At 66.2% G+C, this 25,590-nt stretch carries 26 protein-coding genes; 18 read left to right on the forward strand and 8 right to left on the reverse strand.

All coding sequences use genetic code 11. From position 1 onward, the window contains the following. The first annotated feature begins 3 nt into the window (after window positions 1-3). The 6 genes from ACFQNJ_RS03035 to ACFQNJ_RS03060 all read left to right on the forward strand — a co-directional run bounded on the left by ACFQNJ_RS03035 (window position 4) and on the right by ACFQNJ_RS03060 (window position 5,691). On the forward strand, window positions 4-978 hold the full coding sequence (locus ACFQNJ_RS03035) for a D-alanine--D-alanine ligase (RefSeq protein WP_382253740.1): 975 nt from the start codon (window positions 4-6) through the stop codon (window positions 976-978). Window positions 979-980: 2 nt separating this feature from the next. Next, the gene (locus ACFQNJ_RS03040) at window positions 981-1,781 is read left to right on the forward strand and encodes a cell division protein FtsQ/DivIB (protein WP_374640989.1); all 801 of its coding nucleotides are present in this window, start codon (window positions 981-983) and stop codon (window positions 1,779-1,781) included. Window positions 1,782-1,794: 13 nt separating this feature from the next. Beyond that, window positions 1,795-3,024 carry a cell division protein FtsA gene (gene ftsA, locus ACFQNJ_RS03045; protein ID WP_374640990.1) on the forward strand — a complete coding sequence of 410 codons (1,230 nt, stop codon included), beginning with the start codon at window positions 1,795-1,797 and terminating at the stop codon, window positions 3,022-3,024. A 185-nt stretch (window positions 3,025-3,209) separates the two neighbouring features. After that, window positions 3,210-4,430, forward strand: a complete 1,221-nt coding sequence (gene ftsZ, locus ACFQNJ_RS03050; RefSeq protein ID WP_382253742.1) for a cell division protein FtsZ — start codon at window positions 3,210-3,212, stop codon at window positions 4,428-4,430. A 145-nt stretch (window positions 4,431-4,575) separates the two neighbouring features. Beyond that, complete coding sequence (gene lpxC / locus ACFQNJ_RS03055; RefSeq protein WP_382253744.1) at window positions 4,576-5,499, forward strand: UDP-3-O-acyl-N-acetylglucosamine deacetylase; 924 nt, start codon at window positions 4,576-4,578, stop codon at window positions 5,497-5,499. Window positions 5,500-5,514: 15 nt separating this feature from the next. Continuing rightward, complete coding sequence (locus ACFQNJ_RS03060) at window positions 5,515-5,691, forward strand: hypothetical protein (RefSeq protein WP_374641858.1); 177 nt, start codon at window positions 5,515-5,517, stop codon at window positions 5,689-5,691. Between the two features lie 15 nt (window positions 5,692-5,706). Here ACFQNJ_RS03060 and ruvC read toward each other — a convergent pair whose 3' ends face one another. Genes ruvC through ACFQNJ_RS03095 form a run of 7 tightly spaced genes read right to left on the reverse strand, consistent with a single transcriptional unit; the run spans window position 5,707 to window position 12,243 of the window. Next, window positions 5,707-6,255: a crossover junction endodeoxyribonuclease RuvC gene (gene ruvC, locus ACFQNJ_RS03065; RefSeq protein ID WP_382253745.1), complete on the reverse strand. Its 549-nt coding sequence runs from the start codon at window positions 6,253-6,255 to the stop codon at window positions 5,707-5,709. A gap of 12 nt (window positions 6,256-6,267) precedes the next feature. After that, on the reverse strand, window positions 6,268-7,254 hold the full coding sequence (locus ACFQNJ_RS03070; protein WP_382253746.1) for a phosphatidate cytidylyltransferase: 987 nt from the start codon (window positions 7,252-7,254) through the stop codon (window positions 6,268-6,270). Beyond that, window positions 7,254-7,871: a lysophospholipid acyltransferase family protein gene (locus ACFQNJ_RS03075; RefSeq protein ID WP_382253748.1), complete on the reverse strand. Its 618-nt coding sequence runs from the start codon at window positions 7,869-7,871 to the stop codon at window positions 7,254-7,256. The genes ACFQNJ_RS03070 and ACFQNJ_RS03075 overlap by 1 nt, the downstream gene beginning before the upstream one ends. A gap of 1 nt (window position 7,872) precedes the next feature. Then, complete coding sequence (locus ACFQNJ_RS03080; RefSeq protein WP_374641942.1) at window positions 7,873-8,649, reverse strand: transglycosylase domain-containing protein; 777 nt, start codon at window positions 8,647-8,649, stop codon at window positions 7,873-7,875. 14 nt (window positions 8,650-8,663) lie between these two features. Next, window positions 8,664-9,521: an energy transducer TonB gene (locus ACFQNJ_RS03085; protein ID WP_382254589.1), complete on the reverse strand. Its 858-nt coding sequence runs from the start codon at window positions 9,519-9,521 to the stop codon at window positions 8,664-8,666. 19 nt (window positions 9,522-9,540) lie between these two features. Continuing rightward, window positions 9,541-11,616: a ribonuclease catalytic domain-containing protein gene (locus tag ACFQNJ_RS03090; protein WP_382253750.1), complete on the reverse strand. Its 2,076-nt coding sequence runs from the start codon at window positions 11,614-11,616 to the stop codon at window positions 9,541-9,543. A 27-nt stretch (window positions 11,617-11,643) separates the two neighbouring features. Then, window positions 11,644-12,243 carry a YqiA/YcfP family alpha/beta fold hydrolase gene (locus ACFQNJ_RS03095; RefSeq protein WP_382253751.1) on the reverse strand — a complete coding sequence of 200 codons (600 nt, stop codon included), beginning with the start codon at window positions 12,241-12,243 and terminating at the stop codon, window positions 11,644-11,646. A 20-nt stretch (window positions 12,244-12,263) separates the two neighbouring features. Between ACFQNJ_RS03095 and rodA the strand changes: the two genes are divergently transcribed. The 5 genes from rodA (at window position 12,264) to ACFQNJ_RS03120 (ending at window position 17,864) form a co-directional block, all read left to right on the forward strand. After that, on the forward strand, window positions 12,264-13,418 hold the full coding sequence (rodA, locus tag ACFQNJ_RS03100) for a rod shape-determining protein RodA (protein ID WP_382253752.1): 1,155 nt from the start codon (window positions 12,264-12,266) through the stop codon (window positions 13,416-13,418). 71 nt (window positions 13,419-13,489) lie between these two features. Then, window positions 13,490-14,950, forward strand: a complete 1,461-nt coding sequence (gene tldD, locus ACFQNJ_RS03105) for a metalloprotease TldD (protein ID WP_382253754.1) — start codon at window positions 13,490-13,492, stop codon at window positions 14,948-14,950. A gap of 223 nt (window positions 14,951-15,173) precedes the next feature. Continuing rightward, on the forward strand, window positions 15,174-16,304 hold the full coding sequence (locus tag ACFQNJ_RS03110) for a 3-deoxy-7-phosphoheptulonate synthase (RefSeq protein WP_374641873.1): 1,131 nt from the start codon (window positions 15,174-15,176) through the stop codon (window positions 16,302-16,304). A gap of 149 nt (window positions 16,305-16,453) precedes the next feature. Beyond that, on the forward strand, window positions 16,454-17,530 hold the full coding sequence (locus ACFQNJ_RS03115) for a hypothetical protein (RefSeq protein ID WP_374641875.1): 1,077 nt from the start codon (window positions 16,454-16,456) through the stop codon (window positions 17,528-17,530). 13 nt (window positions 17,531-17,543) lie between these two features. Beyond that, a complete protein-coding gene (locus ACFQNJ_RS03120; protein WP_374641877.1) occupies window positions 17,544-17,864 on the forward strand; it encodes a hypothetical protein in 321 nt (106 codons plus the stop codon). Here ACFQNJ_RS03120 and mpl read toward each other — a convergent pair. After that, entirely contained in the window at window positions 17,858-19,255 is a 1,398-nt protein-coding gene (gene mpl / locus ACFQNJ_RS03125; protein ID WP_382253757.1) for a UDP-N-acetylmuramate:L-alanyl-gamma-D-glutamyl-meso-diaminopimelate ligase, read from the reverse strand. The two genes, ACFQNJ_RS03120 and mpl, sit on opposite strands and share 7 nt — an antisense overlap. Window positions 19,256-19,340: 85 nt before the next feature. Between mpl and ACFQNJ_RS03130 the strand changes: the two genes are divergently transcribed. The 7 genes from ACFQNJ_RS03130 to ACFQNJ_RS03160 all read left to right on the forward strand — a co-directional run bounded on the left by ACFQNJ_RS03130 (window position 19,341) and on the right by ACFQNJ_RS03160 (window position 25,581). Continuing rightward, window positions 19,341-19,955 (forward strand): hypothetical protein, encoded by a 615-nt coding sequence (locus ACFQNJ_RS03130; RefSeq protein ID WP_382253758.1) that lies wholly within the window; start codon window positions 19,341-19,343, stop codon window positions 19,953-19,955. Then, window positions 19,952-20,470 (forward strand): TlpA family protein disulfide reductase, encoded by a 519-nt coding sequence (locus ACFQNJ_RS03135; protein ID WP_382253759.1) that lies wholly within the window; start codon window positions 19,952-19,954, stop codon window positions 20,468-20,470. Before ACFQNJ_RS03130 ends, ACFQNJ_RS03135 begins: the two co-directional genes overlap by 4 nt. Window positions 20,471-20,696: 226 nt before the next feature. Further along, window positions 20,697-21,164 carry an acetyl-CoA carboxylase biotin carboxyl carrier protein gene (accB, locus tag ACFQNJ_RS03140; RefSeq protein ID WP_374641885.1) on the forward strand — a complete coding sequence of 156 codons (468 nt, stop codon included), beginning with the start codon at window positions 20,697-20,699 and terminating at the stop codon, window positions 21,162-21,164. 13 nt (window positions 21,165-21,177) lie between these two features. Next, entirely contained in the window at window positions 21,178-22,527 is a 1,350-nt protein-coding gene (accC, locus tag ACFQNJ_RS03145) for an acetyl-CoA carboxylase biotin carboxylase subunit (RefSeq protein ID WP_374641887.1), read from the forward strand. Window positions 22,528-22,535: 8 nt separating this feature from the next. Then, the gene (gene prmA, locus ACFQNJ_RS03150; RefSeq protein WP_382254592.1) at window positions 22,536-23,417 is read left to right on the forward strand and encodes a 50S ribosomal protein L11 methyltransferase; all 882 of its coding nucleotides are present in this window, start codon (window positions 22,536-22,538) and stop codon (window positions 23,415-23,417) included. A 62-nt stretch (window positions 23,418-23,479) separates the two neighbouring features. Beyond that, window positions 23,480-24,682: a zinc-ribbon and DUF3426 domain-containing protein gene (locus tag ACFQNJ_RS03155; protein WP_382253760.1), complete on the forward strand. Its 1,203-nt coding sequence runs from the start codon at window positions 23,480-23,482 to the stop codon at window positions 24,680-24,682. A 14-nt stretch (window positions 24,683-24,696) separates the two neighbouring features. Further along, complete coding sequence (locus ACFQNJ_RS03160; protein ID WP_374641891.1) at window positions 24,697-25,581, forward strand: carbohydrate kinase family protein; 885 nt, start codon at window positions 24,697-24,699, stop codon at window positions 25,579-25,581. The last annotated feature ends 9 nt before the right edge of the window (window positions 25,582-25,590 follow it).

A 25,590-nucleotide genomic window follows, 5' to 3' on the forward strand; every position in this document is an offset into this window, starting at 1 on the left:
GCCATGGTGGACCAAATGATCGATGTGAAGGCGCTGGGCAAGGTGGCTGTCCTGATGGGAGGCCGCTCGGCCGAGCGCGAGGTGTCGCTGATGTCGGGCAACGGCGTGCTGGCGGCCCTGCGTGCCCGGGGGGTGGATGCCCATGCTTTCGACCCTGCCGAGCGCAGATTGGACGAGCTGGCCCGGGAGGGGTTTGACCGCTGCTTCATCGCATTGCACGGACGCTTTGGCGAAGACGGCACGGTGCAGGGTGCGCTGGAGCTGCTCGGCATTCCGTACACCGGTCCTGGGGTCATGGCCTCCTCGGTGGCGATGGACAAGCTGATGACCAAGCGCATCTGGCTGGCCGAGGGTCTGCCGACCCCGGCCTGGCGCCAGGTGCACAGTGCCGAGGAAACCCTTGCGGCTTTCGAGGCGCTGGGAGCGCCGATGATCGTCAAGCCCGTGCGCGAGGGGTCCACCATTGGCCTGACCAAGGTGATGACGGCCGAGCAGTGCGAAGCGGCCTACGCCCTGGCATCGAGTCAGGACCCGATGGTGATGTGCGAGCAGTTCATCGATGGGGACGAGGTGACCTGTCCGGTGCTCGGAACCGATGCGCAGGCCAGGGCGTTGCCGGTGATCCGCATCGTGGCACCCGATGGCAACTACGACTACCAGAACAAGTACTTCACCGACGACACCAAGTATCTGGTGCCCTGTGGCCTGCCCGCCGGCGAGGAAGAGGCCATCCAGGCCATCGTGCTCAAGGCCTACCGGACGCTGGGCTGCCGGGGCTGGGCCCGTGCCGATGTGATGATCGATCGTCGAACCCGCAGGCCCTGGCTGCTGGAAATCAACACTTCGCCGGGCATGACCGGTCATTCGCTGGTGCCGATGTCGGCCCGAGCCACTGGCCTGTCCTACGAGGATCTGTGCGTGCAGGTGCTGGCCGGCGCTGCCCTGGACAACCCGTCCGCCATCCGTTCGGGAGCCTGACCTTGACCGATGCCGCCGACCTGCCCCTGGATATCCGCCTGATGAGCGCGGCTACGCATGCGCTGGCTGTGCTGGCGGCCGTCCTGTGCCTGGGCGCGGTCGGCACCTGGCTGTCGCGGCATCCGGTGTGGTCGGTGCAAGGCATCACGGTCGATGGCGACCTGTCGCACCAGAGTGCGGTGACCCTGCGCGCCCAGCTGGCCTCGCAGCTGCGAACGGCCCTGGCGCCCGGCTTCCTGGCGGTGGATCTCCAGCGCGTTCGTCAGCTGTTCGAGTCCGCACCCTGGGTGCGGCAGGCGGTGGTGCAGCGCGAGTTTCCCAACCGGCTGCGTGTGACCCTGACGGAGCACGAAGCGGTCGCGTGGTGGGGGGAGGCGGGCTCCGGCCACCTGCTCAGTCGCCTGGGCGAGGTCTTCGAAGCCACGCCGGACGATGGCGAAGGCCTGCCGGAGCTCGCGGGCCCCAAGGAGCAGGCGGTGTTGGTCTGGGAGGCCTATCAGCAGCTCAAGACCGAATTCGCCCGGCTGGAGATGGATGTGGCGCGCCTGGAGCTGGACGAGCGCGGCAGCTGGCGCACCGAGCTGGACAGTGGCGCCCGCCTCGAGCTTGGCCGCGGCACGGTGGACGAGATCATGACCCGGGTGCGCCGTTACACGACCACGCTGTCGCAGCTGACCCAGCGCTACCCGGGCGCCATCGAGTCGGTGGACCTGCGCTATCCCAACGGATATGCCTTGCGCATGCGCGGCGTGACCACGCTTGAAGACGGCGAGCAACCCAAGAAAACACCCAGCAAACGCTAGAGAAAACACGAACATGGCCAAGGAATACAAAGATCTGGTTGTCGGCCTGGACATCGGCACCGCCAAGATCATGGTGGTGGTGGCGGAAGTGCAAGGCAATGGCGAGCTCAAGCTCGCCGGCCTGGGCGTTTCTTCCAGCCATGGCCTCAAGCGCGGCGTGGTCGTCAACATCGATGCCACCGTCCAGAGCATCCAGCAGGCGCTCAAGGAGGCCGAACTGATGGCCGACTGCCGGATTGCCCGCGTCTACACGGGCATCACCGGCAGCCACATCCGCGGCATCAACAGCAGCGGCATGGTGGCCATCAAGGACCGCGAAGTGACCCCCGCCGACGTGGCGCGCGTGATCGAAACCGCCAAGGCCATCAACATCTCGACCGACCAGCGCCTGTTGCTGGTGGAGCCGCAGGAGTTCGTGATCGACGGACAGGAGGTCAAGGAGCCAATCGGCATGAGCGGTATCCGCCTCGAGGCCAAGGTACACATCGTCACTGGCGCGCAGAGCGCCGCCGAGAACATCATCAAGTGCGTGCGCCGCTGCGGTCTCGAGGTCGACCAGCTGATGCTCAATCCCCTGGCATCGAGTCAGGCCATCCTGACCGATGACGAGAAGGAACTGGGTGTGGCGCTGGTGGACATCGGTGCCGGCACCACGGATGTGGCCATCTTCTCCGGTGGCGCCATCCGGCACACGGCCGTGATCCCGATCGCCGGCGACCTGATCACCAGCGACATCGCGATGGCGCTGCGAACCCCCACCAAGGACGCCGAAGACATCAAGGTCGAGAGCGGTTGCGCCAAGCAGCTGCTGGCCGACCCGGATCAGCAGGTCGAGGTGCCGGGCCTGGGCGACCGTGGCCCCCGGATGCTCAGCCGCCAGGCGCTGTCGGGCGTGATTGAACCCCGCGTCGAGGAAATCTTCTCGCTGGTGCAGCAGGTGATCCGCGAATCGGGACACGAAGAGGTGCTGTCGTCGGGCATCGTGCTCACGGGCGGCAGCGCCATGATGCCGGGCATGGTCGAGCTGGGCGAGGACATCTTCCTCAAGCCGGTTCGCCGCGGCATCCCGCACTACACCAGCGCGCTGTCCGACATGGTGGCCCAGCCCAGGGCCTCCACCGTCATGGGCCTGCTGGAAGAGGCTCGGCTCGCCCGTGTCCGGGGTCACAAGGTGGCCCAGAAGGCTGGACCGATGCAGGGGGTGCTTGAGCGCATGAAGAACTGGTTCGTGGGGACTTTTTGATGAACACACGCCCCGAACCCGCCGCCTGCTGGCCACCCCCTCGGCCACCCTGCGTCCGATGTCGGACCTGGTTCGCTCACCCCGACTGAACCACGCCGAACCGGCAGTCAAAGAACACAAGCAACAACCGTTTTCAAATCAGCAGCGCCCACGAGCACGAGGCGGGCAAACCACAGGAGGTCAGCATGAGCATCGAAATGATCGAAGTCGAAGAATTCAACATGGGCACCCAGATCAAGGTGATCGGTGTCGGTGGCGGCGGCGGCAACGCTGTCGAGCACATGATCGCGCGCAGCGTGCAGGGCGTGGAGTTCATCTGCGCCAACACCGATGCCCAGGCGCTGCAGCGCAGTTCGGCCCATCGGACGATCCAGCTCGGCAACACCGGTCTGGGCGCCGGCAGCAAACCCGAAAAAGCCCGCGAAGCTGCCGAGGCCGCCGAGAACAACATCCGTGAAGCGATCCAGGGTGCCCACATGCTGTTCATCACCGCCGGCATGGGTGGCGGGACCGGCACCGGCGCGGCTCCCGTGATTGCCCGGGTGGCCAAGGAGATGGGCATTCTGACCGTCGGCGTGGTCACCAAACCCTTCGACTGGGAGGGCGGCCGTCGCATGCAGAACGCCGACAGCGGCCTGGCTGAGCTGGAAGCCAACGTCGACTCGCTGATCGTGGTGCTCAACGAAAAGCTGCTGGAGGTGCTGGGTGACGACATCACCCAGGACGAGGCCTTTGCGCACGCCAATGACGTGCTCAAGAACGCCGTTGGCGGTATCGCCGAGATCATCAACGAGTACGGCAACGTCAACGTCGACTTCGAGGACGTCCGCACCGTGATGGGAGAGCCTGGCAAGGCCATGATGGGCACGGCCACCGCCAGCGGCCCGGACCGCGCCCGCATCGCCGCCGAGCAGGCCGTGGCCTGCCCGCTGCTGGAAGGCGTGGACCTGTCCGGCGCCAAGGGTGTGCTGGTGCTGGTGACGGCGTCCAAGGGCAGCCTCAAGCTCAAGGAGTCGAAGGAGGCCATGAACGCGATCAAGGCCTACGCCGCACCCGACGCCCATGTCATCTACGGCGCTGCCTACGACGACAGCCTGGGCGACGAAATGCGCGTCACCGTCGTGGCCACCGGCCTCTCGCGCCAGGGGGCCGCACGCCGCACCGCGCCGCCGCTGCAGGTGCTGCGCACCGGCACCGACAACGTCCCCTTCAACGTCCCGACGGTCAACCAGGCCGTGGGTGGCCAGACTTCCGTGGGTTCGGCGCAGCCCAACTACGACAGCATGGCCGTGCCCAGTGTCTGGCGCACCAACCGCACCCAGGCGGCCGCCAAGGTCGACGCCCTGGCCTCGGGCGGGATGGACGACTTCGAGATCCCGGCCTTCCTGCGCAAGCAAGCCGATTGACGGGGTCCCCCCTCCCGCGCCGCCTGCGGCCCGGCATGGCCGGTCCCGCAGTGCGCCGTCCGGGGGCGCTGGCCTTGGCGAGCCACAATCGGCGGCATAGTTATTTATGCCAGCAAGAAATGGTCACAAAAAATAAAATACAGGGATGCTTGCCCAACGTACCCTCAAATCCCTGACCAAGGCGGTCGGGGTCGGTCTGCACAGCGGTCAGCGGGTGGAGTTGACGCTTCGCCCGGCTGCGCCGGACACCGGCATCGTGTTCCGCCGGGTGGACCTGCCAGAGCCGGTAGACATTCCCGTCAATGCCGACGCCGTGTCGGACACCCGTCTGGCCTCCACGATTTCCAACGGCGGAGTCAAGGTGCACACGATCGAGCACCTGATGAGCGCCTGTGCCGGTCTGGGCCTGGACAACCTCTACATCGACATCACCGCCGAAGAAGTACCCATTCTGGATGGGTCATCGGCCTCTTTCGTGTACCTGCTGCAGAGCGCTGGCATCGTGATGCAGAACGCGCCCAAGCGCTTCATCCGTGTGAAGAAGCCGGTGGAGGTGCGCGATGGCGAGGGCAAGAGCCTGAAGTGGGCACGGCTGGAACCTTTTCACGGTTACACCCTGAGTTTCGAAATCGAGTTCGATCATCCGGCCGTCAATTCGACGGGCCAGCGGGTATTTTTCGACATGGGCAGCGGCCGCTACGCGCGAGAGATCGCCCGCGCCCGGACCTTCGGTTTCACCCGGGATGTCGAGATGATGCGTTCACATGGGCTGGCGCTCGGCGGTGGCCTGGACAACGCGATCGTGATGGACGATGTGAAGGTGCTCAACGCCGAAGGGCTGCGCTATCAGGATGAATTCGTCAAGCACAAGATCCTGGACGCCATTGGCGATCTCTACATCGTGGGCAAACCCCTGCTGGCCGCGTACAGCGCTTTCCGCAGCGGCCACGCCATGAACAACCAGCTCCTGCGGGCCCTCATGGCCCAGCCTGATGCCTGGGAGATCGTCAGCTTCGATCGTGACCGGGATGCGCCCCAGGGGTTCGCCCAGCTTGCGCCTGCCTGGTAAGGTCACGCCGCCGTCATGCTCCTGTTTCGCTGGACCATCTTCTTCCTGCTGCTGGCGGCAGGTGCCTGCTTTGCCTTCTACATCGGCACCGGGCAGGCGCGCTACCGCCAGTGGGGCCTGGTCATCCTGAAATGGACCGTGCTGGCGGCACTGGGGTTCTTCGGGGTGCTGGTGCTCGAACGCATCGTCTGATCCCCCCGCCTTCGTTCAGTAGTGCCGCCCGCCCTTGTACGCGGCATGGGTGCGGGCCTGCAAGGAGGTCACGCGGTTGATGGCGGTCGTGGTGCGGCTGACCTGGGCGTGGGTGATCGCCAAGCCCAGCGCATCGGCGGCATCCTTGCCAGGCAGTCCGGGCAACTGCAGCAGCCGGCGCACCATCTCCTGGATCTGCGGTTTGGTCGCCCGGCCGTGTCCGGCCACGGCCTTCTTGAGCTGCAGCGCGGTGTACTCGGCCACGGGCAACCCCTGGGCCACCAGCGCGGTCAGGCAGCATCCACGCGCCTGACCCAGCAGCAGCGTGGCCTGCGGGTTGACGTTGACGAAGACGATTTCGCACACCGACACCTCAGGCTGGTACCGGCGTGCGACCTCGCCAATGCCGTCGAACAGCACCTTCAGTCGCTCGGGCAGCAGGGCCCCGTCCTTGGGGCTGGTCTGGATGGTGCCGCTGGCCACATAGTGCATGGACGCACCTTCGGTGTCGATGACGCCGAAGCCGGTGCACTGGAGTCCGGGATCGATGCCCAGGATGCGCATGCCTGTCTCCGCTCAGAGGTCGAAGGTCCATCGGACCGAATGGAAAAACACCGGGGCGGCGAAGCACAGGGCATCCACGCGGTCGAGTAGGCCACTGGCGCCGGTGACCGCCCGCCCGCCCAGTCCCCAGTGGGTCACCCCCCGGTCCCGTTTGATCCCCTTCATCACCAGATGCCCCAGCGACCCGGCCGCGCAGGCAATGAGCGCCATCCCCAGTCCTCGCCCCGGATTGAACGGCGTGATCCCCGTGAGGAGCACACCGGTGAGTCCCCCGGCCAGAAGCCCCGCCCCCAGTCCTTTCCAGTGAAAGGCCAGGCTGATCTGTGGCGCCACCGGCTTTGACAGCCGCCGGTTGACGAGGTGTTGCACCAGCATGCAGGTTTGCACCACCACCACCAGGTAGAACACCAGAAAGGCCGACTTGCCGACAAAGCCCGGAAATTCCAGCAGCATGAGCGCCGGCACATGACTCATGCCGTAGACGCAAACCATCACGCCCCATTGAAGCTTGGCGTTTCGCTCCAGGAAGCGCTCGGGATCGTTGCCCAGCGCACTGGCCACCGGCAGGGCCAGAAACGCATAGACCGGGATGAAGACCGTCAACAGGTCGAGTCGGTGCTGCCACACCAGGACGTACTGCAGGGGCAGCACGGCAAAGAAGACCAGCAAAAGGCTGCGGTGGTCGCCCCGGCGCGTGGGAGACAGACTGATGAACTCGCGCAGGATGAAGAAGGAGACCAGACCGAACAACAGGTTGGCGACACCAGGACCCGCGGCCCAGCCGATCCAGAACACCAGTGCCATGAGCCAGGAGTTGCGCAGCACCTGGTGATAGCCTTGCAAGCGCGAACTGGCGCCGGGGTCGGTCTCCCCCTGGCGCCGCTCACGCAGAGACATTAGCAGACCGCCTAGGGACGCCAGCGCCAGCAGGCCGAACAGCAGCACGAACAGCAGGCCCACCTGCTCGTAGGGGTTGAGATTGCGCAGGAACTGGCGCATCAGACGTCCCTCAATGCCATGACCGCCTGGCGTACCCGCACCAGGAATTCGCTGCGCTCCTCGCCGTCTTCCAGCCGGACAGGCTCGCCGAAGGTCACCGAACAGAGCACCGGGACGGGCACCACCTCCCCTTTGGGCATCACGCGCTGCACGTTGTGGATCCACGCTGGAACGAGGACCACGTCGGGAAAGCGGCGGGCCAGGTTGTACAAGCCCGACTTGAACGGTTGAGGGTCCTCGGCGAAGCCCCGTGTACCCTCGGGAAACAGGATCAGCGAGTCACCGCTGGCCAGGGCATCGATCAGCGGCTGCAGCGGGTCCTCGTCACCCTTGCGTTCACGATCCACATAGACGGCGTTGAACACCGCCGACGTGATCCAGCGCTTGAGTCGCGATGTCGTCCAGTAGTCACGCGCGGCGATCGGCCGGGTGATGCTGCGCAACTCCTGTGGCAGGGCGGCCCAGATCAGCACCAGGTCCGCATGGCTCTGGTGGTTGGCGAAATAGATGCGCTGCTCGGCTTTGGGAGGACAGCCGTGCCACCGGGCTTGGGCACCCGTGAGCAGGCGCACCAGACCCAGCAGGAGCCATCCGGTCAGACGTGCCCGCCAGTCCATGTCACGGCGCCTGCACCGCGCCCATCCGGGCCACGATGAGGTTGGTGCGCTGGGCCAGGTAGGAAGACCCCTGGCGCGCTTCAAAGTACTTCGGGGAGGGCAGCATCACGGCCAGGCGCGCCGCCTCGTGGGGCGCCAGCCGGGACGCCGACTTGCCGAAGTAACGCTGGGCGGCCGCCTCGGCGCCGAAAATGCCTTCGCCCCACTCCACACTGTTGAGATAGATCTCCAGAATGCGGCGCTTGTCCAGCAGCGCTTCCAGCATGAGGGTGAGCACCAGTTCCTGGCCCTTGCGCAGCAGGGTCCGCTCCCCCGACAGCAGCAGGTTCTTCGCCAGCTGCTGGGTGATGGTCGACCCTCCCAGGATCTTGGGTGGCTTGACGGCCGAAGGCCTTGCCTCGGCCTGGGTCCCCTGACGCTTGGCCAGGGCCTGGGCGCGTTTCTCGGCCTGGGCCTGGCGCCGCTCGTTCTTCTTCCAGGCCGATTCGATGGCGTCCCAGTCGACACCGCCGTGATCGGCAAACCCGGAATCCTCGGAGGCCATGACGGCGCGCTTGAGGGTCGGATTGATGCTGTCGTAGTCGATCCAGCGGGCTGACCAGCGCCAGTCCTTCCGATCGGTCACTGAGGCTTGCGCGATGCGCCAGGCCTCGGATCGCATGAAGGCCGTGCTTTGCGGGTCCACCACGGCCATCAATGCGATGCGGCCCAGAAAGAACAGCTGCAGGCAGACGCCGGCCAGAAGAACCCACAGCAGCCAGTGCCAGAGTGACCTGATCATGCCGTCTGTCGCTATTGGGCGCTCAGCTGTGTCTGCAGCGTGGCATCCCGTGTGAAGCGGAAGCGGGAGACCACGACGATCTGGTCGGCACGGCGGCGCATGGCTTCGTTGAAACGGGAGAAGGACAGGCTGCGCACGATCGCCTCGGCTCGGCGGTCCAGCACCGGGGTGCCGGATGACTGGACGACCTCGGTGTCGATGACCGCACCGGTGTGATTCACGGTGATGACCATGGTCAGGTCGCCGTAGAGCTTGCGACCACCCGCTTCGGGGAAATTGGTGGTGCCTCGGTCCTCGATTTTGCGCCGAAGCTCGTCGTAGTAGACCGCGTAGACCTCTTCCCGGGTGGCGGGGCTGATGTAGCGTTTGCGGGGCCGGGCGTTTTCTTCGTTGATCCGCTTCTCGATCTCGGCCAGGATCTTGATCCGCGCCTGGCGCTTGCGCTCGCGCTCCGCCGCCGACTGGGACTGGTCGTCGGCGGCCGGGTCGGGGGCCGACAGGTTGGCCAGCTGGCGCCGCACCTGGGCCAGCAGCAGGTTCTGCCGCTGTTTGAGGGTCTCGATGCGCTGTTCTTCGTCTTCCAGCGCCTCGCCCAGTCTCGCCAAGGTGGTCGGGGGCAGGGGGGAGGTCGCGCGCCGGTTGTCGCTGGCCTCTCCACCGCCGGCCAGGGAAGCCTGGGCGATGGCGGCCGCCTTGTCCGGCTTCTCGTCGCTGCGGGCGTTGACCAGAATCACCTCCAGCGGGGTGTCCTGGAACACGCGGTTGAAGCCCTCCGGGTTCACAAACCGGATCGTCAGCAGGGCGGCGTGGAAGACCAGCGAGACGCCCAGGGCGATCTGCAGGGTCGACAGCCGGCCAAGAAGGGCCATGAACGATTTCACGCGGCGATTATCCCTGCTTGGTGGCACCGCCTGTCGCCTCTGGAGAGTCGGCTGGCGTGCCATCCTCCTCCGCGATGTCGATGGCCAGGTGCAGCGGACTGCCCAGGTCCTCCTCGTCCTCGCCCTCTGCCGGGGCCTCGTCCTGCGGGGTCACGGGCAAGTCCAGCCGCTCGATCACCGTGCCGGATACTTCGAGCGTGATCTCGTCGATCGCACCCAGTCGCACCCGAACGTGGGCACCGCGCGGCAGACCGTCGGCCCCCATGACTGGCATGACCAGCGGCAGGGTGTCGGCGCGCACCAGGTTGTCCTTGATCAGCGTAGCCGTCAGTTCGGTGATGCCCGCCTGCTGCACATGGCGCAGCGTCCAGAACCGTTCCATGCCGTTCTGGAAGCTGTTGTAGGCGGTGTAGGCGGCATCGAAGGCGCTGATGACCGACAGGATGCCCGCGTCCTTGGGCTTGAAGGGGGCCGCCAGTGCGGCGGTCCGGCCGTGTCGTGCACAGGCGATGATCTGCCATTGGTTGACCAGATCCACATAGCGGCGCAAGGGCGAGGTGCTCCAGGCATAGGCCTTGACGCCGATGCCGGCGTGCGGCAGCGCCTTGCTGCCCATGCGCACCTTGATGCCGGGGGCCAGGCTGGCCTGGCTGCGGTAGATGCCCGGCACGCCCGTGTCGGCCAGCCACAGGCCCCAGGTGCTGTTGGCCAGAATCATGGCCTCGGCCACCATCAGGTCCAACGGTGCGCCACGAGAGCGGGTGCCGATGACCACCGTCTCGCTGCCGTCCGGCTCTCGGCCCGTCACGCCCTCGAGCTTGAAGGTGTAGTCCGGGCGGGTGAAGGTCTCGGGTTTGCCGCGCACGACTTCACGCTGCGCCTTCAGGTGCCTGGCCAGACGGAAGATGAAGGCCAGCTGCGGCTGCAGGGCCGCGACCTCGGCACTGGCTGTGTCCACCGGCGTTTCGCCGGTCAGCCAGCCTTCGGTGATGACGCTGTCGAGCTGGTCATGGCGCAGGTTGTGGGCAATCGGCACCCGCTCAAGGGCGGTGCGGCTGTCCTTGATCTGCAGCGACGCCTCGTCAATGTTCACGTACAGGGAAACGGCCGGACAGTCGCGCCCCGCTTCCAGCGTGTAGGCCTGGACCACTGCATCGGGCAGCATGGTGATCTTGTGACCCGGCATGTAGACCGTCGACAGGCGCGCGCGGGCCAGTTCATCGAGCGGGCTGTCGGGCGCAATGGCCAGACCCGGCGCGGCGATATGGATGCCCAGCGTCACCGTGCCACTGCCCAGACCCTGCAGCGACAGGGCGTCGTCGATTTCGGTCGTGTGCGAGTCGTCGATCGAAAAGGCCTGCACCGTGGCCAGCGGAAGCTCGTCGGCAACGGCCGGTGCCTCGACCGCCGGAAAGCCGGTGCCGCGCGGAAACTGGTCAAACAGGAAACGCTGCCAGTGAAACTGGTACGCACTCGTGATGGCACCCGCCTTCTGCAGCAGCGCCAGCGGCGCGGTGTGGCTCTGGCGTGCGGCCTCGACCACCGCCTTGTACTCGGGGGCATTCTTGTCGGGACGGAACAGGATGCGGTAGAGCTGCTGGCGCACAGCATCCGGGCACTGTCCTGCCTGGAGGTCGGCCGCCCAGGCATCGATCTGTGCCTGGATCTGCTTCTTCTTCTCGATGGCCGCCAGGGCTTGCGCGACGATCTCGGGTGGCGCCTTGCGGTAGCGGCCCTTGCCGCTGCGGCGGAAGTAATGCGGCGCGCCCTGCAGGCAGATCAGCGCGGCCACCTGCTGCTCGGTGCTGGCGTTGTCGCTGAAGTAGTCTCGGGCCAGATCGGCAAAGCCGAACTCCTCGTCGGGGGCGAATTCGTAGGCAAGCTCCAACTCCATCGACTCGGCCAGGGCGGTGGCGGCGGGCATGAGCGCGGCGGGGGCGGGCTTGTCAAAGCGCAGCAGGGTGTTGGCCAGCTTGACCTTCACCCGCTTGCCCGATTCGAGCTCCACCTGAAGGGAGCTCTCGGCTTCGGACATGAGGCGACCGGTCATCAGTTTGCCGGCTTCGTCGAACAGGATATGCATGGGCCGGATTGTCCCATGCGGGCGGTGTCACTCCGCCAGGTCGAGGAATCCGAACACCGCATCCATGTGCTCGGGAAAGTCGCTGATCGCATGGTCACTGCCCGGCAGCAGGCGGATATCGCCCGATGAGCAGAAAGCCTGCATCTCGCGCCAGTCCAGCACCTCATCCCCTTGCGCGATGACCGCCATTTGTCGGGGAGCGGGTCGATCCGACCGCTGGCGGATGTCCTCTTCCAGTGCCTGCAGTTCGTCCACGAAGGACGGTTCGAAGAAAAAGCGCTCGGCCGGATCGTGCCAGGCGGTCTGTTCACCGATGTACCTGGCCAGGTCGCGAGCCGGATACACGGCGGGGTTGAGCAGAACAGTCGCGCAGCCCAGGCGAAGCGACAGCCAGCGGGCATAGAAGCCGCCCAGCGAGGAGCCCATCACCACCATCCGATCGGTGGGCCAGTCGCTCAAGCCGTTGATCACCATGTCCATGGCCGCCGCGGGCGATCGCGGAAGTTGCGGGCACCACCAGGTCACGGCGGGGTGCCGGGTCTTCACCCGTTCGGCGACCAAACGTGCCTTGACCGACTGCGGGGACGACCGGAATCCGTGGAGGTAAAGCAGATGGGTGTTGCTCATGCACAGAGGATAATCTGCGGATGGCCGCCGTGATCGACAGACCCAACCTGCTGCAGCGCATCAAACCCGTGTTCCAGGGGTTCGACGTGCTGCTGGTGCTGGCCATTGTCCTGCTGGCAGCCATCGGTCTGATCACCATGTATTCGGTCGGGTTCGATCACGGCACCCGGTTTGCCAACCACGCCCGCAACATGCTGCTGGCGGCCGGGGTGCTGTTCATCGTCTCGCAGGTGCCTCCGCAGCGGCTGATGATGCTGGCCGTGCCCATTTACGTGGTGGGGGTGGTGCTCCTGCTGGGTGTGGAGTTCTTCGGTATCGCCAAAAAGGGCGCCCAGCGCTGGCTCAACGTGGGGGTGGTGATCCAGCCCAGTGAAATCATGAAGATCGCCATGCCGCTGATGCTGGCCTGGTGGTTCCAGCGCCGCGAGGGGCAGCTCACCGCCACCGACTTCCTGGTGGCCGGGCTCATCCTGGCCATTCCGGCGGCCCTCATCCTCAAGCAGCCAGATCTGGGGACCACCTTGCTGGTGGTGGCCTCCGGCCTCTTCGTCATTTTCTTTGCTGGCCTGAGCTGGAAGCTCATCATTCCCCCGGTCGTTCTGGGGGTGGTCGGCATCGCGGTGCTCATCGTCATGGAGCCCGAGTGGTGTGCGCCCGGGGTGGACTGGCAGGTGTTGCACGAGTACCAGCGCCAGCGCGTCTGCACGCTGCTGGACCCGTTCAAGGACCCGCTGGGCAAGGGCTTCCACATCATCCAGGGCATGATCGCCATCGGCTCCGGCGGCGTGTGGGGCAAGGGCTTCATGCAGGGCACCCAGACCCACCTGGAGTTCATTCCGGAGCGCACGACCGACTTCATCTATGCCGCGTTCTCCGAGGAGTTCGGCCTGGCCGGCGTGATCGGCCTGATCCTGGCCTTCCTGTTCCTGATCTTCCGGGGGCTGGCCATTGCGGTGGAGGCGCCCACCCTGTTCACCCGCCTGCTGGCCGGCGCGCTGACCCTCAACATCTTCGTCTACGCCTTTGTGAACATGGGCATGGTCAGCGGCATCCTGCCGGTGGTGGGGGTGCCACTGCCGTTTGTGAGCTACGGTGGTACGGCCATGGTGACCATGGGCATCGGGCTCGGCATGCTTCTGTCGATCGCCAAGGCCAAGCGGCTGATGCAGTCCTGAAGACCCTGATCCCATCCCCGGACGGGGGCGGCCGGCCAGCACAAAGCGGCCGCTGTCCCTACAATCCGGTCATGATTGCCCGCGAACCCACCCTGGCCCGTCTGGCCACTGCCGAGAGCGTCCTGCTCCAGCCCTTTGGCCTGACCACCGATCATCTCCAGCGCGCCCTGGGCGAGATCATGTCGCACGGCGCCGACGATGCCGACCTGTACTTCCAGACCACCCGCAGTGAAGGCTGGAGCCTGGAGGAGGGCATCGTCAAGACCGGCAGCTTCAGCATCGACCAGGGGGTCGGCGTGAGGGCGGTCAGCGGCGAAAAGACCGCCTTTGCCTATTCCGACGACCTGTCCTGGGACTCTCTGCTGGACGCTGCGCGCACCGTGCGGGCGATCTCCGGTCAGGGGCAGAGCCGTCGCGTGCGGGCGAGGGCTGCCAAGGTGGCGAAATCCCGTTCCCTGTACCCGGGGGTGGATCCGATCGGCACGCTGGACAGCACGGCCAAGGTCGCGCTCCTGGAAAAAGTCGAAAAGCTGGCCAAGGCCAAGGATCCGCGCGTTGTGCAGGTCATGGCCGGGCTGGCGGCCGAACACGACGTGGTGCTGGTGGCCCGTGCCGACGGCACCCTGGCGGCCGATGTCCGCCCGCTGATCCGCCTGTCGGTGACCGTGATCGCCGAGCAGAATGGCCGCCGCGAGATCGGCTCCTCGGGCGGCGGTGGCCGGTTCGGCCTGGCCTATTTCGATGAGGCCATGGTGCAGTCGTATGTGGATGAAGCGGTCGCCGCGGCGCTGACCAACCTGGAGGCGCGTCCGGCGCCGGCGGGCGAAATGACGGTGGTCCTGGGGCCGGGCTGGCCGGGTGTCCTGTTGCATGAGGCGGTGGGCCACGGGCTGGAGGGTGACTTCAACCGCAAGGGGTCGAGCGCTTTCTCGGGCCGCATCGGCCAGCGGGTGGCGGCCAAGGGCGTCACCGTGCTTGATGACGGCACCATTGCCGACCGCCGTGGTTCGCTCAATGTGGACGATGAAGGGCAGCCCAGCCAGAAGAATGTGCTCATTGAGGACGGCATCCTGCGCGGTTACATCCAGGACGCGATGAATGCGCGCCTGATGGGTGTCAAGCCGACTGGCAACGGTCGCCGCGAAAGTTACGCCCATGTGCCCATGCCGCGCATGACCAACACCTACATGCTCGGTGGCGACAAGTCGCCCGACGAGATCGTGGCCAGCATCAGGAAAGGCCTGTATGCCACCAACTTCGGCGGTGGACAGGTGGACATCACCAGCGGCAAGTTCGTGTTCTCGGCCAGCCAGGCCTTCTGGGTCGAGAACGGCCAGATCCAGTACCCGGTCAAGGGCGCCACCATCATCGGCAACGGCCCCGATGCGCTGACCCGGGTCAGCATGATCGGCAACGACATGCGGCTCGACAGCGGCGTGGGTACTTGCGGCAAGGAGGGCCAGAGCGTGCCGGTCGGGGTGGGGCAGCCCACCTTGCGCATCGATGGCCTGACCGTGGGCGGTACCGCCTGATCCTGATGCTGTAAGACACGCGTCATGTCTGCTGTGCTACATTCAAGTCTTATGCAAACGCGCCACGCCACCTTTTTTGGCTTTTACTTTTGGTTCTCAGTCCCCGGCGGACGAGAGGCAGCGGTGTAAGCGCGCAAAGCAGACCGAACCCTCAAGGAACCGCCGGGCCCCCAGCCCGGCGGTTTTTTTTTACCCGATCCCAACCCGAAGCGAGGAGCTCCCGATGACCGCGAAGACGACCAACGCCACCGATGCCTGGTATGCCCGGCCTGTTGACAAGACCAGCCAGACCGACGACCAGCGCATCAAGGACATCACCGTGCTTCCGCCGCCCGAACACCTCATCCGCTTCTTCCCCATCGCCGGCACACCGGTCGAGGCCCTGATCAAGCAGACCCGCAAGCGCATCCATGACATCCTGCACGGCCAGGATGACCGTCTGCTGGTCGTCATCGGCCCCTGCTCGATCCACGACCCGGCTGCGGCCCTGGACTACGCCCGGCGCCTGCAGCCGCTGCGCGAGAAGTACGCCGACACACTCGAGATCGTCATGCGGGTCTACTTCGAGAAGCCGCGCACCACGGTAGGCTGGAAGGGGCTGATCAACGACCCTTACCTGGACGAAAGCTACCGCATCGACGAAGGTCTGCGCATCGCGCGCCAGTTGCTCATCGAGATCAACCGGCTGGGACTGCCGGCCGGCAGCGAGTTCCTGGACGTGATCTCGCCGCAGTACATCGGTGACCTGATCAGCTGGGGCGCCATCGGTGCCCGCACGACCGAAAGTCAGGTCCACCGCGAGCTGGCTTCGGGTCTGTCGGCACCCATCGGTTTCAAGAACGGCACCGATGGCAACCTCAAGATCGCGATCGACGCCATCCAGGCGGCCGCGCGAGGTCACCATTTCCTGTCGGTTCACAAGAACGGGCAGGTGGCCATCGTGCAGACCAACGGCAACAAGGATTGCCATGTCATTCTGCGCGGCGGCAAGGCGCCCAACTACGATGCGGAAAGTGTCGCCGCCGCTGTCAAGGAACTGGAGGCGGCCAAGCTGCCGGCGCGCCTGATGGTCGACTGCAGCCACGCCAACAGCAGCAAGCAACATGAACGCCAGCTGGTGGTGGCCAAGGACATCGCCGCGCAGGTCGAGGGTGGCTCCCGCAGCATCTTCGGGGTCATGATCGAGAGCCACATCGAGGCCGGTGCCCAGAAGTTCACCCCGGGCAAGGACGATGTCCGCAAGCTGGAGTACGGCAAGAGCATCACCGACGCCTGCCTGGGCTGGGGGGACTCGCTGGAGTCGCTGGATGTGCTGTCGGCGGCGGTGGCCAGCGCCCGTGCGCGCCGCCGTTGAGTCGGTGGATTCGACCGGCTGGCACGGCCGGTCCCGGGTGTGACGAATGTCACTCGGGTGTGCGTTGTGGGTAACCGCTGCCCTTGATATGCTCCCGCTCCGGCTGCCATCCAGCGACGCGCTGACGGGTCCGGCTGCCGGGAGCAAATTTGGAACACCCCGTTCTTCGCCTGGGTTTGCTGGGCTTTTCAGACAGCGCCTTCGAGCGGCTGCGTGGATGGACAGAGCGCGATGCGGTCGGCTGGCCCAGCTGGCGGCTGGGCGACCCCCATCTGGCCGATGCTTGGTTGCTTGATGGTGAAGCGGTCGAGGTCGTCGATCGGGATGCGCTGCACGTCGAGCACCCTCGGGGCAGTCACGTGCGCCTGACGCTGCACCGTGCGGAGGTGGACCGGCCATTGGCGTTTGCCATGCCGCTGCCCAAGGGCTTTGCGTCGGCGGAATCCTTTGATGCCGGCGACGAGTCCAGCCTGCGACAACGGCTGCAGCGCTTCGAGGCCTGGCTCAGGCCCCTGCGTTCCCAGTTCGCGCTGGGTGAGCAACTGGTGGCCAAGTGGGCCGAGTACCAGGGCGACGTGGTGCACCTCATGCACGAAGGGCGACTGCTGGCCGTGATCGATTTTCCGCGCTGGCAGTGCGGCCTGCTGATCCCCGCTCGTCCCGTGGACCTGGGGGCGGCGCAATGGGTGAGAAGGCCGGCTTTGGCCAACGACATCCCGTCCGCCTTCCTCAAGCTCAAACTGCACCAGGTGATGTGGACCTACGCCGCCCGCACCGGGCGCGACATCCTGCCCGCGCGCTACCGGGCGAGCACCATCTACCTGCGTCGCGTGCCTCACCTGCCGCCGCGCTGGTTCGATCCGGCCCATTTGCTGATCATGCAGGAGCTGTCCACGCAGCCAGGGACTTTTGAGGACCTGCGGGCCCGAACGGGTCTGGAGGAGCCTGTGCTGGCCAGCCGGTTGGCGGCGCTGTATTACGGCGCCGGACTCACCACCGACGCGGACAGCGCACGCCGTGCCCAGCCCACCATGCGGCAGAGCGTGCTGTCCCTGTGCATGGGCGCCGCCGATCGCGATCGCGAGGCGATCGCCCGGGAGGCCAGTCAGTCCGACCTGATGGCGCCGTCGAGCATCCTGCGGGAGGCGTCGCATTCGCCACTGCGCGTCGCCGGCGGCGAGCCAAGGCACAATGGAGCAGGGCCTCATCGCCCGGATTCAGAATGAAAGAGAGAAGCCGATGCGCAGCCAAGTGACCGTGACCTGGGGTGGAGCGTCCACCTTCCGTTTTGATCTGGAGGAAGTCCAGCCCATGCCTCACGATCAGGCACGGGCCTGGCTGGATGACCAGTTCAATTTCTTCGGTTGTGACCCCATCCGCCTGACCGGCAAGGTGCTGACCGCCGACAAGGTGATCGCGGTGGCGCAGGCCGCTGGCCAGGAGCGGTTCAGCGATGAATCCCACCGTCCCTGGGCGATGGCCTTCGTTCGCGCGGCGAGTGCGGCACTGGGCAAGCCGTCGATCACGGTCGACGTGCCGACCATGACCATCGGTTACTGAGCCAGGGCCTGCAGCAGGCGGCCATGGATGCCGCCGAAGCCACCGTTGCTCATGCAGACCACGTGGTCGCCCGGGCGTGCGGCTGTGCGCACGCTGGCCACCAGGGTGTCGATGTCGCGAGCCACCACGGCCCGTGAACCCATGGGCGCCAACGCCTCGGTGGCATCCCAATCCAGTCCCCCGGCATGGCAGAAGGCCAGATCGGCCTGCTCCAGGCTCCAGGGCAACTGGGACTTCATGGTCCCCAGTTTCATCGTGTTGCTGCGTGGCTCGAAGACCGCCAGGATGCGGCCGTCGTCGCCAGCCGCCGCCAGGCGTCGGCGCAGGCCGTCCAGCGTGGTGCGAATGGCCGTGGGATGGTGGGCAAAGTCGTCGTAGACCGTGACGGGTGAGCCCTGACCAGCCAGCCGGACCTGTCCCCGCGTTTCGAGGCGGCGACGCACATTCTCGAATCGACCCAGGGCATGGGCGGCGTCGGCAGGGGCAATGCCGACGTGTTCTGCGGCAGCGATGGCGGCCAGCCCGTTGAGCTGGTTGTGGGTGCCCGACAGCGTCCAGCTCACACGGCCCACCGGGGTGCCTCGCAGCAGCACCTCGAAATCGTGTGGCTCGCCCCTGGCGGTAAAGTCGCTCACGGCCGAGCCAAAGCTGCGCAATTCGCTCCACAGGCCCTGATGGATCACGCGGTCCAGGCTCTCCTCCAGACCGTTGGTCACCACGCGCCCGCTGGCGGGCACGGTGCGCAGCAGGTGGTGGAACTGGCGTTCGATCGCCGCCAGGTCGTCGAAGATGTCGGCGTGATCGAACTCCAGGTTGTTCAGGATGGCCGTTCGGGGACGGTAGTGGACAAACTTGCTGCGCTTGTCGAAAAAGGCGGTGTCGTACTCGTCCGCCTCGATCACAAAGGTCTTGCCCTGTCCCAGCCGGGCGGAAACCCCGAAGTTCATGGGGACGCCGCCGACCAGGAAGCCCGGCTGCAATCCACCGGCCTCCAGGATCCACGCCAGCATCGAGGTGGTGGTGGTCTTGCCGTGCGTTCCCGCCACGGCGAGCACGTGACGTCCTTGCAGCACGTTTTCCGACAGCCACTGGGGTCCGCTGGTGTAGGGGGCGCCCGCATCCAGGATCGCCTCCATCAAGGGAAACTTGGGGCTGCCGTCGGGCAGCCGGGCGCGACTGACCACGTTGCCAACCACGAACATGTCCGGGCGCAGGGCCATCTGGTCGGCGCCGTAACCTTCGATCAGGTCGATGCCCAGTGCCCGCAACTGGTCGCTCATGGGGGGGTAGACACCGGCATCGCAGCCGGTGACCTTGTGGCCGGCCTCCCGGGCCAAGGCCGCCAGTCCGCCCATGAACGTGCCGCAGATTCCCAGAATATGTATGTGCATGCCGGGATTCTAGGTGCGTCAGGCGGTCTGTCCGGGAATGGGGATGACGGGTGCAGGTTCCCGCGCCCGAAGGCACAATGCGGACATGAAAGCCCTCAGAGATGATGCCGCCGCCGACCTGCTGGCCGTGGCCGCAAGGTTGGTGGTGGAAGATGGTCTGGAGTACGGTCCGGCCAAACAGCGGGCCGCCCGCCAACTGGGGCTGGGGGCTCGCGTGGCGCTGCCCGACAACCTGGCGCTGGAAGAGGCGGTGCGCGAGCACATTGCCATTTTCTGTCCCGAAGAGCAGGCGCGTGCCTTGCAGGCCTTGCGGGAAGTCGCCCTGAAATGGATGGAGCGCGTGGCCGATTTCCGGCCCATGGTGGGGGGCGCCGTGTGGCACGGCACCGCCACCGAACACAGCGACATCTATCTTCAGCTCTTCTGTGACGATCCCAAGGCCGCCGAGTGGCGCTTGCTGGACCGTCGGGTCGACTACCATCCCGGCACGGTCACCGGTTGGCGGGGCGAACCCGTGGATGCCCTGACGGTGCGTGACCGCCACCCTGACCTGGTCCATCCTGTTCTGTTGCACCTCATGATCCACGATCGAGACGATGACCGGGGCGCCTTGCGCCCCGATGCCCTGGGGCGGGCACCCCGGGGTGATGCGGCCGCCCTTCGGGCCCGGATGGCCGCGCCAGCAGGGGCATCCTCATGAATCGCCGGGCGCTGATGGCGCTGGTCGGGGCCGGCGCCGGCCTGGGTGGCGCCGCGCTGGCCTGGTGGCGCTTTCGTCCGGGGCCCGTGCTGTCCGGGGCGGAAGCGGCTTTCTGGGCGGGCCGTTTTGAGCAGCCGCAAGGTGGAGAGCTGCTCATGGCGGGCCTCAAGGGCCAGCCGGTGCTGGTCAATTTCTGGGCCACGTGGTGTCCGCCCTGTGTCGAAGAACTGCCCCTGCTCAACGCTTTCTCCCGCGAGCAGGCGGGCCGGGGTTGGCGGGTGGTCGGCCTTGCGGTGGACCGGGTGGAGCCGGTGCGCAGTTTCCTGCAGCGGCTGCCGCTGGACTTCCCGGTGGGCATGGCCGGTTTGGCCGGCACCGAGATCAGCCGGTCCCTGGGCAACACGGCGGGCGGTCTCCCTTTCACGGTGGTCTTCGGGTCTTCGGGGCAGATTCTTCACCGCAAGATCGGCAAAGTCAGTCCTTCGGATCTGGCGCAGTGGGCGCAACTCGCCTGACATGGTCAATCTGCGCATCGCAGCGATAAATGCGCCCATTTGCGGGTAAAGTGCTGAATCGGCACGTGCACTAGGCCTGCTGATGGCGGGCAGCGCCCGCCGATGACCGGTCATCCCGCGGAGGCCGCTTCGTGTACACTGCGACACCCCAAACTGGCGGGGTGTGTGGTTTTCGCGGAAAAAGCGCTCAGATCCCGCCAGTTGCCCGAAATTCGTTGGAGAAATCATGGATCTGAGAAAACTCAAGACACTGATCGACCTGGTGTCTGAATCGAACGTGTCCGAACTCGAAATCACCGAAGCAGAGGGCAAGGTCCGGATCGTCAAGAGCGCGCCGGCCGGTGCGGCGGCAGCACCAGTGGCCTACGTGGCGGCGCCCGCTCCGGCGGCAGCGCCGGCGGTCGTGGCGGCACCGGCGGCCGAAGCCGCGGTGCCTGCGGCGGCGCCCGCAGCGGTTACCGGCCACACGGTGAAATCGCCCATGGTCGGCACTTTCTACCGTGCGTCTTCGCCGGGAGCCAAGCCTTTCGCCGAAGTCGGGCAGGTGGTCAAGGAAGGCGAGACCATCTGCATCGTCGAGGCCATGAAGATCCTCAACGAGATCGAGGCCGACAAGTCCGGCACCATCACCCAGGTCCTGGCCGAAAACGGTCAGGCGGTCGAATACGGCCAACCCCTGTTCGTCATCGAATAAGGCGTCGCGCCCCATGTTCAAGAAAATCCTGATCGCCAACCGCGGCGAGATTGCGCTGCGCATTCAGCGTGCGTGTCGCGAGATGGGCATCAAGGCGGTGATGGTCTATTCCGAGGCCGACCGCGATGCCAAGTACGTGCGCCTGGCCGATGAGGCGGTCTGCATCGGCCCCGCTGCATCGGGCCAGAGCTACCTCAACATGCCGGCCATCATTTCCGCCGCCGAGGTGACCGATGCCGAGGCCATTCACCCCGGGTACGGCTTCCTCTCGGAAAACGCCGACTTTGCCGAGCGCGTCGAGCGCAGCGGCTTCACCTTCATCGGCCCGACCCCCGAGTCCATCCGCCTGATGGGCGACAAGGTGTCGGCCAAGCAGGCCATGATCCGTGCCGGCGTGCCTTGCGTGCCCGGTTCGGAGGGGGCACTGCCCGACGATCCCGTCCAGATCAAGCGGATTGCCAAGAGCATTGGTTATCCGGTGATCATCAAGGCCGCTGGCGGCGGTGGCGGGCGCGGCATGCGGGTGGTGCATACCGAGGCGGCCCTGCTGCACGCTGTGCAGACGACCAAGGCAGAAGCCGGTGCCGCTTTCGGCAATCCCGAGGTGTACATGGAGAAATTTCTCCAGAACCCGCGGCACATCGAGATCCAGGTGCTGGCCGACACCCACCGCAACGCGGTGTACCTGGGCGAGCGTGACTGCTCGATGCAGCGTCGCCACCAGAAGGTGATCGAGGAAGCGCCTGCGCCGGGCATTGCGCGTCGGCTGATCGAGAAAATCGGGGACCGCTGTGCCGCCGCCTGCAAGAAGATCGGCTACCGCGGCGCGGGCACCTTCGAGTTCCTGTACGAGAACGGCGAGTTCTACTTCATCGAGATGAACACGCGCGTGCAGGTCGAGCACCCGGTGACCGAACTGATCACCGGCATCGACATCGTGCGCACGCAGATCGCGGTGGCCGCTGGCGAAAAGCTGCCGTTCACCCAGCGCCAGATCCAGCTGCGCGGTCATGCCATCGAGTGCCGCGTCAACGCCGAGGATCCCTACAAGTTCACGCCGTCACCGGGGCGCATCACCACCTGGCACGCGCCTGGGGGCCCGGGCGTGCGGGTCGATTCGCATGTCTACACCAACTACTTCGTGCCGCCCAACTACGACAGCATGATCGGCAAGATCATCGTGCACGGCGACACCCGCGAGCAGGCCCTGGCCCGCATGCGCACCGCGCTGGCAGAAACGGTGGTCGAAGGCATCAAGACCAACATCCCGCTGCACCGCGAACTGATGGTCGATGCGAGCTTCATGACCGGCGGCACCAACATCCACTACCTGGAAGAGTGGCTCTCCCAGCACCAGCGCTGATCATGGCCATGCACGAACTGGTGCTGCTGGCACCTGAAACAGCGATCGAAGACCTGAGCGATGCGCTCGATGCGCTGGATGCGCTGAGCGTCTCGGTGGAGGACGCGGACGCCCTGACGCCTGCCGAGCAGGCGCTGTTTGGCGAGCCTGGCATGCCGCCGCCCAAAGAAGGTTGGCAGCGTTCGCGTGTCGTTGCACTGTTTCAGGAGGAGTCCGCTGCCCGCGAAGCGGCGGTTCTGTTGCAGGCGCAGGATTTCTTCAGCGGCTGTCAGGTGATCGGTGTGCAGCCGGTGGCCGATCAGGACTGGGTCCGGTTGACGCAGTCCCAGTTCGACCCGGTCGAGATCACGCCCACGTTCTGGATCGTGCCGAGCTGGCACGAGCCGCCTTCGGTGGCGCGCCAGGTGATCCGGCTCGATCCCGGGCTGGCGTTTGGCACCGGTACCCATCCGACCACCCGCATGTGCCTGCGCTGGACGGCCAATCGCGGGGCGCAGGGGCTGCGCGTGCTCGACTATGGCTGTGGTTCCGGCATTCTGGCCATCGGTGCGGCCAAGTTTGGTGCGACCTCGATTGACGCGGTCGACATTGATCCGGCGGCGGTGGAAGCCGCGCGACTGAATGCGGTGGCCAATCATGTGGAACTCAACACCGGGCTGCCCGAGGCGGCGCAGGGCGAATACGACCTGGTGCTGGCCAACATCCTGGCCACCCCGCTGAAGGTGCTGGCACCGCTGTTGTGTGCCCATGTGCGGTCGGGTGGACATCTGGTGCTGGCCGGCATCCTCGAGCGCCAGGCCGACGAGCTGCGTGAAGCCTATGCCCCATGGCTCTCGTTGTCGGTCAGCGACCGGGAGGATGGCTGGATCCTGATGACCGCCTCGCGTTGAGGTGATGCCGATCGGCCCTTCGCGGCCGCTGACCGGTACGAGCGTCCTGCAATAATTCGCGCATGACCTACACCACCCGATGTCCCGCGTGTGGCACGACCTTTCGGGTTGTGCCAGACCAGCTCAAGATTTCGGACGGGTGGGTGCGCTGCGGGTATTGTTCCGACGTCTTTGACGCCACCCTGAACCTGCAGCCTTGGTCGGGCGACTCGGCAGAGGTGGCTAGCCAGGCCCCCAGGCCTCCGGTCAACCCGCCGGCACCGGCCGGTGATCCCACCATGCCGGGAGAAACACGCCCTGTTGAAAGGACCAAGACCGACGAGCTGCCCGCGACGGTGACCGCGGCGCCGCCGGCTGCACCGGTGGCGGTCGCCGCGCCTGCGGTGGCCGCTTCTCCGGACATCAGGGTCCCCGACCCCGGGCTGGACAGTCCGACCGACGACGAGCCGATGGCGTCCGGATGGGAAGACTCGGATTTCATGGCCGAGCTCCAGCGCTATGCCCGGCAAGTGCGCGCTGGTGACCCATCGGAATCCCCGGAGCCTTCAGACAGGACGCCGTCGCCCGCCGAGTCGCTGGCATCGGCGTCGGCGAATTTGCTGGCCAAGGCCGCCATGCCCCCCGGTGCCGATGCGGTGGCCGAGCATCAGGCGCAGACGGGAGACCGGTCGGGTCCACCGCCGTTGCAAAGAGCGACTGAGCCCGCGCCGATGCCCGAGGCCGAGCCCGTGGCGGACCCTGAGGTGGAACCCGGTTTCGTGGTGCAGGCCCGTCGCCGCGCCTTCTGGTCATCGGCGGGGGTGCGCGCCGTGATGCTGGTTCTGGTGCTCCTGCTCGGTACCACGCTGGTGGGGCAGTGGGCCCTGCACGAGCGAGATGCCGTGGCGGCGCGTTGGCCCGCTGCGCGCCCGGCGCTTGAGCAGGCCTGTGAGCACTTGGGTTGCACGGTGGCTGCCCTGCAGCGCATCGATGATGTCGTGATCGACAGCTCCAGCCTGCAGCGCAAGCTGGGCAATTTCTACGCGTTCGACCTGGTTCTGAAGAACCGTGCCGATGTCCCTCTGGCAGCGCCCGCGCTGGAGCTGACCCTCACTGACCTGCGCGATCAGGTGATCGCCCGCCGGGTGTTCCTGCCTCAGGAAATGCCTGGCATGCCGGACGAACTGCCGGCCAGGGAATCGGTGAGCACCAGTCTGCGGCTGTCGATTGCCCTGGGCAACGACGCCACCATGTCGGGGTTCCGTGCCCTGGTTTTCTATCCCTGAAGTCATTCCTCACCATGTCCATCCTCATCTGCGGCTCTCTGGCCTTCGACACCATCATGACCTTCGAGGGGCGGTTCGCCGAGCAGATCCTGCCCAGCCAGCTGCACATCCTGAACGTGTCCTTTTTGGTGCCGGGCATGAGGCGCGAATACGGCGGCTGCGCCGGCAACATTGCCTACGGACTGCGTCAGCTGGGTTCGCCGGCCGTGCCCCTGGCCATGATCGGCAACGACGCGAGCGACTACCTTGCGCGTTTGCAGGCGCTGGGCGTGGACACGCGTTTCATCGGTACCACGGCAGACAACTACACGGCGCAGGCCATGATCATGACCGATCGGGACAACAACCAGATCACGGCCTTCCATCCGGGCGCGATGGCTCAGGCCCATGAGAACCGCGTACCCACCGCGGCGGGCATTCAGCTGGCGATCGTGGCGCCCGACGGACGCGATGCCATGATCGAGCACGCGCAGCAGCTGGCCGAGGCCGGCATTCCCTTCGTTTTCGATCCGGGACAAGGGCTGCCGATGTTCAACGGCGAGGAACTGCGTCGCTTCATTGACCAGGCCAGCTGGGTGGCGGTCAATGACTATGAAGGCAAGATGCTCAGCGACCGGACCGGCCTGTCGCTGGAGCAGATTGCCGCCAAGGTCAAGGGACTGGTGGTGACGCTGGCGGAGCACGGTTGCGATGTCTATGAGGGAGGGGCGGTCAAGCGCGTGCCCGGGGTCAAGGCGACCGAAGTGGTCGACCCCACCGGTTGCGGTGACGCGTTCCGTGCGGCGCTGCTGCATGGTCTGTCCCAGGCGTGGACCCTGGAGCGTTGCGCGGAGCTGGGCAACCGCATGGGTGCCCTGAAGATCGCTCGGCGAGGCGGTCAGAACTACCAGCTGACCTGATCGGCCGCC

This window comes from Hydrogenophaga bisanensis (assembly GCF_042665135.1).
GTDB classification, from domain to species: Bacteria; Pseudomonadota; Gammaproteobacteria; order Burkholderiales; family Burkholderiaceae_C; genus Hydrogenophaga; species Hydrogenophaga bisanensis.

Coding starts and splice junctions, on each gene's coding strand:
- ACFQNJ_RS03035 (WP_382253740.1), top strand. CDS start 4: ATGGTGGACCAAATGATCGATGTGAAGGCGCTGGGCAAGGTGGCTGTC.
- ftsA (WP_374640990.1), top strand. CDS start 1,795: ATGGCCAAGGAATACAAAGATCTGGTTGTCGGCCTGGACATCGGCACC.
- ftsZ (WP_382253742.1), top strand. CDS start 3,210: ATGAGCATCGAAATGATCGAAGTCGAAGAATTCAACATGGGCACCCAG.
- lpxC (WP_382253744.1), top strand. CDS start 4,576: ATGCTTGCCCAACGTACCCTCAAATCCCTGACCAAGGCGGTCGGGGTC.
- ACFQNJ_RS03060 (WP_374641858.1), top strand. CDS start 5,515: ATGCTCCTGTTTCGCTGGACCATCTTCTTCCTGCTGCTGGCGGCAGGT.
- ruvC (WP_382253745.1), bottom strand. CDS start 6,255: ATGCGCATCCTGGGCATCGATCCCGGACTCCAGTGCACCGGCTTCGGC.
- ACFQNJ_RS03070 (WP_382253746.1), bottom strand. CDS start 7,254: ATGCGCCAGTTCCTGCGCAATCTCAACCCCTACGAGCAGGTGGGCCTG.
- ACFQNJ_RS03075 (WP_382253748.1), bottom strand. CDS start 7,871: ATGGACTGGCGGGCACGTCTGACCGGATGGCTCCTGCTGGGTCTGGTG.
- ACFQNJ_RS03085 (WP_382254589.1), bottom strand. CDS start 9,521: ATGGCCCTTCTTGGCCGGCTGTCGACCCTGCAGATCGCCCTGGGCGTC.
- ACFQNJ_RS03090 (WP_382253750.1), bottom strand. CDS start 11,616: ATGCATATCCTGTTCGACGAAGCCGGCAAACTGATGACCGGTCGCCTC.
- ACFQNJ_RS03095 (WP_382253751.1), bottom strand. CDS start 12,243: ATGAGCAACACCCATCTGCTTTACCTCCACGGATTCCGGTCGTCCCCG.
- rodA (WP_382253752.1), top strand. CDS start 12,264: ATGGCCGCCGTGATCGACAGACCCAACCTGCTGCAGCGCATCAAACCC.
- tldD (WP_382253754.1), top strand. CDS start 13,490: ATGATTGCCCGCGAACCCACCCTGGCCCGTCTGGCCACTGCCGAGAGC.
- ACFQNJ_RS03110 (WP_374641873.1), top strand. CDS start 15,174: ATGACCGCGAAGACGACCAACGCCACCGATGCCTGGTATGCCCGGCCT.
- ACFQNJ_RS03120 (WP_374641877.1), top strand. CDS start 17,544: ATGCGCAGCCAAGTGACCGTGACCTGGGGTGGAGCGTCCACCTTCCGT.
- mpl (WP_382253757.1), bottom strand. CDS start 19,255: ATGCACATACATATTCTGGGAATCTGCGGCACGTTCATGGGCGGACTG.
- ACFQNJ_RS03130 (WP_382253758.1), top strand. CDS start 19,341: ATGAAAGCCCTCAGAGATGATGCCGCCGCCGACCTGCTGGCCGTGGCC.
- ACFQNJ_RS03135 (WP_382253759.1), top strand. CDS start 19,952: ATGAATCGCCGGGCGCTGATGGCGCTGGTCGGGGCCGGCGCCGGCCTG.
- accB (WP_374641885.1), top strand. CDS start 20,697: ATGGATCTGAGAAAACTCAAGACACTGATCGACCTGGTGTCTGAATCG.
- accC (WP_374641887.1), top strand. CDS start 21,178: ATGTTCAAGAAAATCCTGATCGCCAACCGCGGCGAGATTGCGCTGCGC.
- prmA (WP_382254592.1), top strand. CDS start 22,536: ATGCACGAACTGGTGCTGCTGGCACCTGAAACAGCGATCGAAGACCTG.
- ACFQNJ_RS03155 (WP_382253760.1), top strand. CDS start 23,480: ATGACCTACACCACCCGATGTCCCGCGTGTGGCACGACCTTTCGGGTT.
- ACFQNJ_RS03160 (WP_374641891.1), top strand. CDS start 24,697: ATGTCCATCCTCATCTGCGGCTCTCTGGCCTTCGACACCATCATGACC.